General features: G+C 40.7%; 5 protein-coding genes. 1 reads left to right on the top strand and 4 read right to left on the bottom strand.

Annotated features, from left to right (window positions below; genetic code table 11):
- The first annotated feature begins 14 nt into the window (after positions 1-14).
- A complete protein-coding gene (locus tag P2W71_RS24860; protein ID WP_276374123.1) occupies positions 15-2,402 on the top strand; it encodes an ABC transporter permease in 2,388 nt (795 codons plus the stop codon).
- An 89-nt stretch (positions 2,403-2,491) separates the two neighbouring features.
- Here P2W71_RS24860 and P2W71_RS24855 read toward each other — a convergent pair whose 3' ends face one another.
- The 4 genes from P2W71_RS24855 to P2W71_RS24840 form a co-directional block, all read right to left on the bottom strand.
- Entirely contained in the window at positions 2,492-3,517 is a 1,026-nt protein-coding gene (locus P2W71_RS24855) for a pentapeptide repeat-containing protein (RefSeq protein WP_276374122.1), read from the bottom strand.
- A 184-nt stretch (positions 3,518-3,701) separates the two neighbouring features.
- Positions 3,702-4,544 (bottom strand): hypothetical protein, encoded by an 843-nt coding sequence (locus P2W71_RS24850; RefSeq protein ID WP_276374121.1) that lies wholly within the window; start codon positions 4,542-4,544, stop codon positions 3,702-3,704.
- 11 nt (positions 4,545-4,555) lie between these two features.
- Entirely contained in the window at positions 4,556-10,399 is a 5,844-nt protein-coding gene (locus tag P2W71_RS24845; protein WP_276374120.1) for a DUF6443 domain-containing protein, read from the bottom strand.
- A 13-nt stretch (positions 10,400-10,412) separates the two neighbouring features.
- Positions 10,413-13,781 (bottom strand): hypothetical protein, encoded by a 3,369-nt coding sequence (locus tag P2W71_RS24840; RefSeq protein WP_276374119.1) that lies wholly within the window; start codon positions 13,779-13,781, stop codon positions 10,413-10,415.
- Between the last annotated feature and the right edge of the window lie 291 nt (positions 13,782-14,072).

Here is a 14,072-nt window from a genome sequence, read left to right as displayed (position 1 = left end):
TTGTTTGCCAAAAGATGAATTATCTTAAAAACGCTTTTAAAGTTCAAGCCAAGTATAGGTGGTTTACGCTTATTAATTTATTGGGTTTGTCCTTAGGTATTGTATGCAGTACTATCATATTTCTGTATGTTGACTTTCACCGCAGCACGGACACTTATCATCAGGATACAGACCTCATCTATAGACTTGTACATGACATTCATACACCGAACGGTGAAATAGAATATGAAAGCGGATCAGCCCTTCCGATGGCCGAAACGTTGAACAACGAATATAGCCAGATTGAAAAAACGTCGTTCTTCATGAGGTTTTATAGCGCACCTACATTGACGATAAACCATTCAGGGAAAATAAACAGGTTCAAAGAGAGTAACACGGCTTATGCAGACAATAAAATTTTTGAATTGTTTACGATCCATTTTATTAACGGCGACAAAAGCACGGCACTCAACAAACCTCAATGTGTTGTTCTTACAGAGAAGCAGGCATTAAAATATTTTGGAACGGTTGATATATTGGGCAAATCAATCAACATCAATAATAGAACAGATTTAATTGTCACAGGCGTTGTGGCTAACCTTCCAAAAAACACTGATTTAAAATTTGATGTACTGGTGTCGCTGCCCACGCTTAAAGTCTTAAATCCCAAGTATCAGGATCAGAATTTTACTTGGGTAGGTAGTAACAACTGGATATTTATTAAACTTAGAGAGGGTTCGACACCGGCTGAAATAAATAAGCAGTTGCCATCATTTGTTCAAAAATATCTTGGTGCCAATTTTAAACATTGGGATTTTCACCTCCAGGCGCTTAGCGACATGCATTTTGATCTTCACTATGGAGGCGTAATAAAAAGGACTATTCTATGGATCTTGTCAGGTGTAGCCATAGCGTTGCTCTGCATTGTGTGCATTAACTACGTCAATCTTTCTATTGCTTTGGCTTATAAACGCTCTAAGGAAATAGCCATCAGGAAGTGTTTGGGAAGCACCAGAGGACAATTGTTTTTCCAATTTATGGTTGAAACCGTAATAATGGTTTTTCTTTCCATCGGAGTTGCGTTATTGGGTAGTTACCTGGCGTTGCCGGTTATGAATGGCTGGTTGCAGGTAGACCTAACGTTATTTCAAATATTAACGTATGAAAATATCGTTAACTTCATATTTTTTGGTGTCGTTCTTATTTTATTAGCGGGATATTATCCTGCCATAATCATCACTGGGTTTGATCCCCTAAAAGCCTTGGCGGGTAAAACCTATCAGATCGCCGGAATTAATCATGCATTAAGAAAAGCACTTATTTGCATTCAATACACAGTATCACTTCTTTTTCTGATCTGTACATTCGTTGTTATTAATCAGGTAGATTATTTGTTAAAAAATGAATTGGGTTTTTCTAAAGATGGAATCATCACCATTAATCTTCCCAAAGCTGGTTATTCGCACCTCCAAACATTTCGAAACGAATTAGAGCGAACGACAGGTATTGAAACGGCGAGTTTGCATTATCAAGCGCCCATGTCCATGGTGACCGACGGCGGGTTTATTAAGTACGATCATCGTTCAGAATGGGAGGATTTTATCGTGAGAGATCGATGGGCCGATGATCACTTTCTTGATGCATATTCACTTAAACTCGTTGCCGGAAGAAATATCGTGCTTCATGATTCATTGACGGAAGTAATTGTCAATGAAACATTGCTTAAAAAACTTAGTATCACGAACGTTCAGGATGGGCTTGGTAAGACTATCCTTTTTGATAATTCAGGTATTACAGGAACTATCGTTGGTGTCGTTCGCGATTTTCATAACCGTTCGTTACAAGGTCAAATCGAACCGATAGCAATTTATTCTTTTCCTGGAGTTTTCAATCAGGTCGGGGTAAAGTTATCTAGCGTGTCGTCTCAAGAATCCATTGCCGATATCGAACAGATTTGGAAAAATCATTTCCCTAATGAGGTATTCGATTTTTCTTTTCTAGAGCAGTCAATAGCAAACATGTATCAATTAGAACAAACAACTGAAAAGATAATGCGTGTTTTTGCAATTGTATCCTTGGTGATTTGTAGTATGGGAATATTGGGGCTCTCAATGCTTTCGACGGTTCAACGCACAAAAGAAATTGGTATTAGGAAAGTATTGGGTGCGAATGTCATGGACATCATACTGATGTTATCGAAACAATATTTAATGTTCATAGCAATTGCCTTTATCATTTCGATTCCATTGGCATATCAATTTATGGATTTTTGGTTGAGTAGCTTCGCCTACCGCATTTCATTACACTGGATTGCATTTATTGCTCCGGCGATTTTGATAATATTGCTTACCTTTTTATTGGTTGGAGGGCAATCTCTCAAAACTGCATTAACAAATCCGACAAAATCGTTGAAGCAGGAGTAGGGTTTAATTTTTTTTGATAAGACCTCAACAAGTTTCTTTTTTATACGACGATATCTTCGACAAATTTTAGACTTTCATCGATATGTTCGTCATTGGTTGGCATTTATGGTTTGTATAAGCTTGAAAAATCTTTCTCCAAAGCCATTTTCGTTCTCATCCTCAGTCAACAGATTTTTATCTAGCAGATCCATATATTGATTTTGCCGATCTTTTGAAAAATATATGTTGTCGATGAGGTTATGGCCTTTTCTACGATCTTCCTCATTCCACGATTCATTTACTATTCTTTTTGCCGTTGAAAAGACGTAGTGTAGATTTTTAACAACGACGTATTTTTCAGGATCATTCGGAAATATGCATTTACTTAAATCAATCCCGTTTATAAAAGAAACTCCAATTAATTCAGCCTCTGAAAAATCAATATTTTTCATTGGATTAGGAAAATCTTTAGGATTAATGCGATTAAAAAAACCAAACAAAGATTTGTGTACATTGACGGGGTAACCTTTAAACCATGGGCTGTCCACTAATCCTATAAATTTGCAATTTCCAAATCGGCTTCCATTGAAATTTGTCGCCTCGAGATTACAATTATCAAATACACAATCTTCAATTACAGGGAAATAAAATAGGCATTCTTTTAAGTTCGTCTCTAAAAACTGTACGCGTTTGAAGGAACCTGAATTTGATCCTATATTTTCATTGATGTAAGAACAATTCAGGTCTGCTTTCTTGAATATACAATCAATGAAATCAGATGCAATAACTCGTATTTCTTTAGCTTTGGTTTCTTCGAACAAACAATTACTTATCTGGCATTTTTCCCACCAGGAATAATTTAACTCAGCATATGAAAAATCCACAGACGTAAGACTTACACTTTTTAATTTAAGTGTTCCAATTTTCTGGACTAGACTGTGCCCACCGACCTCTATGTTTCTTTCTTTTTTAACTTTGGATAAAGGAGCCCCTCTCAGATCCCAACGGCCACAATATCGCTGCAGCACAGCTTCAAGTAAATTAGGTGTACCTGTTTCTAAACATTCTATTACTTGCTTAAGTTTTATTTTACCTTCCGCAGTTTTCCATCGATTAATTAGCTCTTCTTTATTCATTTTATGGATAGCTGTAGCAAATGGTATTTGTTGACACCATATATTTTAATAAAATGAAGCTTGCACTGATTGTAATGCTCGTACTATGTGCATTGGCATATCTAAATTTTAGACTATCGGTTGTGGTATTTTTCTTACAGCATATTATTAAAAAATAAAATGTATTATAAAGCTGATTCTTATGTTATCTTTCAATGTGCGCTACTTCAAAAGTTAGTCCTGTAATTTTTTCTTTTTCAACCATTCGTTTAAATGCGGACGAACATAGATATAAAGGTTGCGGCCTTAACAACCCTCTATTAATACCAACTTTTTCTTTCGTTGCGAAGAAATCATATTTACCAATTTGTGAATTGTTAGCTAGAAATACTTCTGATACCAGGTTCAGTCCGATCGTATGTCCTTTTGGGCATCGATAGATTTCCATTTCACTACTCGAACCAAGATCGAAAACGTTATTTCCAGCGATTGTACTTTTTGTAACGGATAATTCAGGTGATGTTATTATAAGTTGATAATGGTCTGAAGCCTGCTTACCAAAAATTACTGTATCAAATGATAAACCTTTTAGATTATGGCGGATAAAGCTCTCCGCAAAATGTTTTGATACCACAATCTCCCCAGCGATTGTACAGGCAATGTCTTTCTTTGGTACGGTCCCTTTCTTGAGTATCAAAGGGCCAATTTGCCTTCGATTTGCTCCGCAAATGTCACATGCAGATGCCTCATCATATTTTGTACCACACTCTTCTCCGGCTGGTTCAAATACGGAAGTTAATTCAATATGGAATAGTACCGCCTGGCGTAGTTCAATTTCCGTATAAACTCTTTTAACATTGGAGTAAAGAAAAAGGAAATCGTTATGATCTCTTTTTATTTTTTCGTTTAGGGCACGGATTTGTTCAAACTTGGGATCGTCCCGTTCCACTTCTATTACACGATAGATTCCCGTTTTCTTTCCTTCGTCTGGTTGGAACAACAAATTACTATATTTCTCATATATTCTGAATTCATGAAGTTCCTTCATGGTCTTATGGGTTAAAACGGTACGTATAGTGGAAATTGATTATAAACATCTTTCATTATCCGATTTAGCTCCGCAGCATTGGGGTGGCGGCTTCCGTAAGACCAAGCTTCCCTAAAGGCATTAGTGATTTGCTGATGATATGAGGCATTTATGGGAATTAATGAACCATTTTTGGGTCCACCTAGATATTTTGGTTCAATATGGTGAAATTCTACTTTACCAGCTTTGTTTGGATAAGCAGCAGCAGCCTCTTTAAGTAATCCATCAAATTTACTTGACTTCTGAATAATCTTTGAAGTCAACTTAATGCTAGTCGCGCCCCACCCGGCAAACGGTACCATTGCCGCGGCACTTAATCCAGCATTTAATTTATCGCCTCTCCGATAGTAGAGGTAGGCATTGAATGCATCAGCAAACTCTCCGATACCCGGTACGAGTCCAATCCCATCCAGGGTGCCATGAACAATGCCCCAAGGGTTCACCTCGAACGATGCAATATATGCTTTTAGTGCAGCTTCATGACCGTCGGCCAGCATTTTTTGCTCGAGGTTGCCATAGGTTATATTAATTGCAAACTTCTTACCCGCTATTCCATAAGATCGATACAATTCATATCCAAATTCGTCAATGGTGGCTGATAAGCTTTTATATTCCGTGTGGAGCCAGGAATTATGATATGTATTATAAGCGGAACCAAAAACAAAAGCCTCCTCCTGGTTATTAAAAAGAGAGGCGCCGGCACGGGTCCATATGCCACCGAATTTGGAATTCAATGCACCATTGATGAAGCTGCCTGGCGAATAGCCACCACCGTTGTTGCTTGGTATCGGAGAACCGCCATACATGCTATTTACAAGGTTTTGAAAGCCGTCTGCTCCCCCTGCGATAAGCGCCCCTACACCATCAGGGGCGTGTCGCACCGGAGCCATGGTCGGTTCAACATAGTCGCCATTGGGATCATTATAAAAGACTGGATCATTCGCAGCATAATTGTATGGCGTAATGGAAGACATGGCATTAGCCAACGGGTCGATCTGATGAAACCTTCCAAGCAAGGGATCATAATTTCTGAAAAACGTGTCATACCACGCCGAGTTTTTATTGAACTCACTTGCACCGTTGTAAAGAAAGTTGTTGCTTGAATTCTCCCGCGTCCAACTCGCTGAAGTTTGATGTCCGAAAGGATAATATTCATTATACTGGACAACATTACTTTTTGTGTGTGTAACTTTTAAGTCATCAAAATAAACCCAATTGTTTGAATCGTTGTCATAGCTGAGGTAGATGAAAATAGTGCCGGGCTCTTTGATGCTCAATGTATTGAACACCAATTTTTGTTTGGTGAAGGTAGTGGCTGGGCACAACTTCCAACCCATGTCCAGCACTTTGTAGTTTGCGTCAAACAGAATATAGTTCAGGTACGCAGCCGGTTGGGTACTTCCTTGGTTTCCTGGCGGCATGTATGCACTGATGGCAGCATTAACACCGCTGTAAATGAGACCCGGCTCACCAGGGGCACCGCTTACACCACCAAACGCACCGGATACCATCGTCACTAACGTTGTAATCGGTGTACTCGATGTGCCAAAGCCAGATACTCCTTCATGGTATTCGAATACTTCCAAATCTATCTTGTCGCCAGGATATACTTTCAGACTTTTTGAGGGACCGATTTTGGAGCTCTGGTTCATCCTTATCACCTTCGTCCCGCTAGTCGCAGCACCGACAAACGAGACAACATTAGCGGCGTTATATTTATAATGCGATGCCTGGTCATTGGTATCTCCTTCAAAAGTGGCTTTTGGCGCATAGGCCGCAGGTGTTGTGGATGAGAATACAACACGGGTATTGCCTTGATAATCGGCGAGCGCATATTGATACTCAAAGCCTGTCCCATTTTTTATAACCCTTCCCTCCGGGGAACTGAAAAATTTTAGGACTCCATTTTCATAAACGAAACTGCCCAAATAATCGGTGGTGAGCTTAAGTGTTGTTCCCTCATAGCTCCTCACTTTTAATTTGTTTCCCGCACCATCGTATGTATACTCTATTTTCTTACCATCGCTAAAACTGATTACGGCTGGTTTACCCAATGCATTGTATGTTATGCTGCTGATGCCTTTGTTTTGATCAGCCAACAGATTGCCATCTGCATTGTAGGTATATTCTATTGCCGCTGTTGATATATTTTTAAAATCACCGCTGCCTACCGATGTGGCTATGGCATCTTCTACTTTCAACAGTTGGTTTCCTTGCGTTGCGCTGTATTGGTAACTTAGGTTGTCAACAGTCTCCGCTGAATAGCTAGCCACCAGGTTAGCTAGTTGATGCTTTCTATGATTGCGACGCAGCGATCTTATATTACCGTTGTGATCATAGATTACCTTTTCGTTCAGGGTGTTTGTCTCTTTTAACCACGCAGTCCCCGTATGCATTTGAGATGCCGCTGTTAACAATCGGTCGCCTTTGTCATAAGCATATTTATAACTTTTTTGATCGGGCGTTCCCGCTATAGATCCGATTCCTTTCCATTTGACTGCGCGAATATTTCCGTTATGGTATAACGTGTCAGTCAGACCACTCTCTGGTTTGGTGTAAACGATTTCCATCCCGAAAAAGTCGTTCGTTTCGTCGTTGTTGGATGCATTGATGTTTAACTGCGAATTGTTTATCGATAACATCCACCCCCTGATATTGTACCGGAAATCAACGGATTGAATAAACGTTGTACCTGTGGTGTTATGAAGTTTTTTGTCCACTAATTGTCCCAACTCATTGTATTCATACTGCGCAACTAATTGATCGGCCGCAGCTCCATTGATGTTGTGATAAATTTTCGTCAGCCTTCCTGCATGGTCATAGTGATATTTTTGTAACACAATCACGGATTGATTGTGATGTGCGAAACGAGTCTCGACAAGTTGCCGCAGGTTATTGAACTTGTTCGTGTTGCGGTCAACTCCCGTTAGATGATTTTCAGCGATAATTTGCAAAGGGCGATAATACTTATCATAGTATTGAACTGCATTCAACCAAACCGAAGAACCCAGTACTTTAATTTTTCCGCCTGTTGGAAGTCCTGTCACTTTTGTTTCGTAGGCTGTGATTCCCTGCTCTGGAACAAAGTTGAAACTTAGTGTCTCAACGTTCCAGCCCGCATAACTTAAAAAAGCATAGTTATCATAATAATTAATGGACAGCAGGTCTGCCTCAACCACAGTTGGATAAGTTCTGTTTAACGTATACCCTACTGCGTTATTGGTTGTTAATTCAAACACGTTGGCCTGAGTATCAACACTTCCTTGTACACTCGACCGTGTGCTGGACGCAATTACTTTTACCCCGCTAACTGCTGGTCTGCTATACACATCATATTTTACAAACGACCACTCGGAGCGAGTGCGCTGATCTGCATTTTGTGTCATTACAGGCCGGCTTAACACATCGTAGACGGTATAAACCCAACCTGAAGCAGGCGCTTTGTATTCAATAGTTCGACCGAGATTATCATACCGATATTGAAATGCCCATTGATCAAGAAAAGCCTGGGTTGGAGAAAAATTTGCTGCCTTTACACCTTCGGGTGAGATCGTATAAACCAGCCTTCCGAAATCGTCATAAATAGAATACGTTCGCAGCCATGTGGTCGCATCCACTTCAATTTCCTTTAAAATGGAACGACCGATCTTATCGGAATAAACCTTCACTCTATTTCCATTTTCATCGATCGATATATTGATGGCCAATTCATAATCTCCATACGTGTTTGAACTAGTTGGCAAGCCGGAAGCTGCCACAGTCCAGACGCGAATTCCATCCGCAGTACGATTAAATAAATACTGTCTGGTATTTTTCTTTTGGTTTGCATGCCAGTCGTTACCAACACCAAGGGAAGATAGTGATCTGCCTAATGGTGAAGGTTCGATTTCCTTCAGCGTATAAGGTTTTGTGTCACGCTCAATTTTTGTTGCATTTTGGTAGAATTTATATTGCTCACTGTTAGTATAGCCGTTGTTGTTCAGGGCTAGCGTTCTGAGTTGCCCATCGCCTGCCGCACTTACGTACGGAAGATAACTTTTCAACTGACGGCCAAGAGCGTCATATTCTATTGGTACAATAATGTCTTTTTGAAGAGGTGAAACGTTTCCGATGTTCGTTTGAATTATGTTTCCAAAACCTCCTGAATAGGTAATCTCTCTTGTTCTTTCGGACGCGGTAAGAGAATTAATTAACCCTGCATCGGTAACGCCTTCTTTAATAATCGCTCTTGACGTAACCGAGTTATTTCCTGCTGCTCGTAAAATAAGCGGTTCAGAAGTACCACTTCCCGTCATACCCGTTTTTGTAACGGTTACGGTATACGTTCCAGGCGCATTTGTCAGGGTCACTGTTGCACCAGTCCCCACTTGCACGCCGTCTTTTTTCCAGGAGTAGGTTGTGTAAGTATTGTTCGGCAGCGAAAGGGTTATTGCCTTGTTCATGATAAAGTACACATCGGTCGCACTAATCACGGGCTTTGGCACAACGGTGGCTGTGACGATAGTTCGATCGCTTTCACAACTTGAAACTCTGTTGAAACTTGCTAATTCGTACGTTGCAGTTGCTCCGATGATCGCTTTGTAAGAATCCCCACTGGCAAGAAGTCCGCCCCCTTGTGCATACCACCTTACTTCATGGCCATTTGTTCCCACTATTGCATTTAAGGTTACGAGCCCCGCATCGTTTCGTATCACATTTGTACCCGAGGGAGGGCCGGGTTTTAATTTTACATAAACATCGGCGCTGGAACTATTCGTACTCCAACAGCCATTCGTGTTAGTCCGCGCGCGCAAATAATAAGTACCGCCTGTGGTGACATTGTAAGTCACTTCCGATGAACTTGTGCTGCTGCCAGGATGTACATCTTGCCAGTACCACGTCACATCAGAAGGGGCAGCGTTGGGGTGTGTCAACGTCGACTGTCCGCAACCTGGACTTGCTGTGGGGATCGGCGGAGTCTCTGGGAGAGGCGTTACTGTAACAGAAATTTGTGAAGCACCTGCACTCCAACATTGTGAATTAAGATCGTAGGCGCGCAGATAATATGTTCCCGAGTTTGTTACTGTATGATTGGTCGTTAAATTAGTTAGATCGGTTCCATTTGAATTTGTTTGCCAAGCCCAACGGATAAATTGTGGAGGCGTCCCGTTGAAGGAAATGGTGGCGCTTCCACACACTCCTGATGAAAGAGGAGTTGGTGGGATTGCAGGGCTCGCAGATTGTGTAAATGCAATCGCGGTACTGCCACCCCAGCAGCCCGCGCTGTTGTAAGAACGTATGTAATAAGTTCCCGATGTATTTGCAGTGTAAATGTCAGCGGAATTGGAAGTGCTTGTACCCGCGGCATTCGTATCTTGCCAATACCATGTTACGCCGCTCGGAGGAGTTCCTCTTGTAAAGACGGCGTTGTAACAATTGTGTTGAATGGAAGGACCGGCAGGAGCTGCTGGACTTGGATTAACGGTAACTGTAATATATCCCGCGCCCGTGCTCCACAAATCGGTGGACGGGGTATGCGCCCGAATATAATAAGTGCCGCTTGTTTGAGCCTGATAAGTTGCAGTTGAATAGTCAAGGGAAGTGCCATTAGCAGTGGTTTGCCAGTACCACGCGGTGCCTGACGGCGGAGTACCACTTCTCGTCAAAGTTTTGGCGCCGCAAGCATTTGTAGAGGCTGTGGGGTTTGGTGGATTGGCAGGTGGAGTTCCACCGCCACCACCGGGGGGTACCGCTCTTGTTGAAACTTGTCCGAATGAATAAGTTACGATACACGTACAAAACAAAAAATACAGGCTAATTTTAAGAACTGTTCTCATACTACTTAGGGTTTCAGTTAACTGCTAACGTATAATCGTACTGTTGTAAAATATTTTGCTCATGGTCCCGCACAACTCTTATTCTTCTTCTCTCATCGTATTCAGTGAATATCGACCGCATGTTGGCATCCGTTTTTGTAATTACATTTTTAAACATGTCATAACAAGTAGTGCTCATCACTGCGCCTTTAGGATATAATCTTAATTCATCCAGAAACATGGATGGTCCACTGAGCTGAATGCCTTGTGTCAATCCGCTAATCGTAATTTCCTTTTCTACTTTTGTCCAACCATCTGCTTCAGCCGGACTGATCGTAGTACTCACGACAACCGCTCCGTTTAATGGTGTCAGTGTAATGGTGCCACTATGCTGATAATAAGCAACGGTATAGGTACCTGATGGGAGGGAGTCACGGAAAACTTGTTGTACGGATGTCAGCTGTAAGCTATTGTAGCCTGTCTTTTTGCGTGTGGTTACAATATTAGCCAAAGCTGGAGAAGTTTGTTGATAGGAAAAGTTTGCGGTTAGTGCCGTAACATTAAAATCATAAACCAACTCAACATTCCATGACCCAGCCGTTAAAGTTGCAGACCCTAATCCTGATGCATTGGGGAGCAAAATATTAATAGGTGAAACTCCTGACCTGGAAAAAACTAGTACAGGACTTGGTCCATTACCTTTTGTCGTGGTGTAGGAATAAGAAATCGTTTGACTGGTAGAAAGATAAATAGAGTGATACGTTTTGGTAAAATTTAAAGACACATTCTTGTTTGAGGTTACGACACCAGTAGTCACTTTCCAATTGCCGAAATCACTTGATTCAAAACTGGAATATGCAATTTGATTTGCGCTGGCCGGGCTTGATGATGCAGTCGCACGATTGATCAGTTTGTCAACGATCACAGATTGCGGGGGGCCGCCGACGATTTGGCTTTCGATCGGATGTCCCACCTTATTATAAGCATTCACTTTTGATGCATGCCTGGTGTAGGGGGCAGGAGCAGCGTCAAATGTACTTTTGGTCAAATTCAAGGGTAGCTTTCCTGTGTAGAAATTTTTGGGATAAACTTTGCCTGTTTTCCATTCAAAAAATTCAGTCCTATCGTAACCGATTATATAGGAAGTGCCATTCTTGACTAAAATGTTTTTCACTTCCAGCGGCTGAGCGATAATATTCAAATTTTGCATTGTTCCGATGACACCTGTGGCAGTGTAGTCGAGGGGATACTTTAATTCTTTTTTTAAAGTATCTGTTGAAATGGATGTGCTCGTTTTTATTCTTGTTGGAAAAAGATGAACGTTAGTTCTGTCATAATAATTGTTGACTGTGGTTACACTACTTATCGTGTTACTATTTTGCTCATAGTCAAATATTTTTGTTTCCTTGAGATAGGGGAATTGTGAATATGAAAAATGATTTTTAATATAAAAGTCGTTGGCGCCTGGGAAGCCGTAAAAGAAAACTTTTTTCCGAACGGCACTCAACCCTTTTATAGTATATGAATGTGCACTTACAACATATGTATTCTCTATTTTTTTTACAAGTGTGGAAAGACTGCCTTGAACTTTATAGACTTCTTGCGTAAGCAAATCGCCTGCTAACCAGGAAAGATCATCTACGGGGAAATATGGAAAAGAGTTAGTCGTAACGCTATATACACTATACTTCGAAACGGTCTTTCCCAAGGCGTTAACATCGTTATTATTATATGTCGTTACGTATTCATAAATCAGCGGGGCGCCTGAAAAATTACCTATGCTCGTTCCGTTTGTTTGAATTAAAACGCATTGATATGTTTTCAGGATTTCATGGCTCATGTCAACAACGTCCAGGGTGGTGAGGTAACTTGGAGCGTTTAAAAGTTTTCCACTGCTCTTGCCTGTCAAAGGATTTAAATATTCATAGTTGGTCACTGCATTTATTGCCGAGAATAAATCACGATTAACAATTTTATTGATTCGCAAGCCGGGACCATTAATACTCGCGCTTCCATCAAAATATTTATTTTGCTCAAAATAGAATTCCGTGACGCCTGTTAAAGGAGACACGATAGATTTCAGCATACAACCGTCCACGAATTGGGCATCAATATTTCGGTCATTGCTGGAGAGTACTTGACCATTGTGGGTATATGCTGGAATCAAGTTCGTATTTCGTTCAGCGCCGTTGTAATAACCCCAATGGTCTTGGGCGGCAGAACCAACTGCCGGTAACATTTTAGTAGTATAAGTAAAAATATACGGCGGGTTAAATGTAGTAGCGTTGTACTGTTCACGAAAACTATCAAGACGCAAACGTGTAGTACCGTCAGTATTCGCAAAGTAACTGTATGAAAAATTGATCTTCTTTTCTTCAATCAAACCGCCTGTCACTAGGTTCTTTGTATAGATGATTATTTGATCCAATTTTTTTCCATTGGCATCATCAGATCTCCCACCACTAAAAACAAATTTAAGCTTCCCACTTTTATAGGTAATATCCGACAGATACCGGGTACCTGTTACCGACACTGACATGTTTGAGCTAAGCGGATTAATTTTAGCATTTGTCACGGCTGCGTTTGGTGGAACATTAATATAGTAGGCCACGCCCGATGTTTCTGCAGTAGTGTATGAGTATGGCGAAGAGTTGACAACGTAGTTAAATCGAATGGTATCTATTTTATCGGCAGAAATAATATTCGATAAGTACCAACTTGAAATATAGGAGACCTGAGATGCGATGCCAGGAATTGTTGCTGTCGCTGTTTCTCCAGGATCAAATTCATATGTAGTGCCTGCAGGATCAATAACTGTGAATGATGATAACGTTCCGGTATTATTCGGCGATATTTTCAATACATTTCTCGGGATGGTGCGTAGTTGAAGCTGATTATCAAAGACGAATTTTCCACCAGCTGTTCCTGTATTATAATAAAACAAATCCGGCATCATATCCCATTCTCTTGTTGCTAAATTGTCTTTTTGGTCAGCGGAAATATTGTCGGTAGCGTTAGGAATAGCAGAAGCATATTGAAAAAAACCATTGGGTTTCTCGTCCGGTCTCCCTCTCATAATTCTTGTAATCGCCCCTCCAGCCCCTATCGTCCACCCTAGGCCTACTGGCCCGGAGACATCATTTACCTTAATCCCCGATGCATGATAGCTAAGAGAAATTGGATAGGTCAATTTTTGACTCTCAATGGTATATATCGGTATTGAAATTTGGGGTATACCTGTGCTTTGGTCTACTGGAACCTCACTATATCTTGCCATTCCAGCGAGACTTGGCGAAGGAGAAACAACAGTGTTGGTCGAGATCTCTTGTCCAAAACTTTTTAGACAAAATAATAACAGTACGAGCAGAAGATTGCCCTTATGCTCATGAAACTTTAAGTCCATGTGATTGATTTTAGGTTTAAGGCGTATGCATTGAAAATAAATTTCGGAGGGTGGAGCGTGATTGAACTCTACAAATGATTGGGATTTTATAATTCCAACAACGTAGTGGCGAGCATGAATCTGCCAAATCTTAAGGGCCTTTAGAACTCATAGAATAATAAATTACAGCTATCGGTCAAACCTCACTCCCGTTTAGTTTGTAATCAAACTTAGCAAAAGAAATTTCTACTCCAAATAACGTGAGGAAAAAAAAACCTAGTAATGTTAATTAAGGATGAGAAGGGAATTAGA

The sequence above is a fragment of the Chryseolinea sp. H1M3-3 genome, from assembly GCF_029360725.1.
In the GTDB taxonomy this organism is placed as follows: Bacteria; Bacteroidota; Bacteroidia; order Cytophagales; family Cyclobacteriaceae; genus Chryseolinea.
Note: the sequence above shows the minus strand (reverse complement) of the source record. Positions and strands in the feature narration are given on the sequence as shown.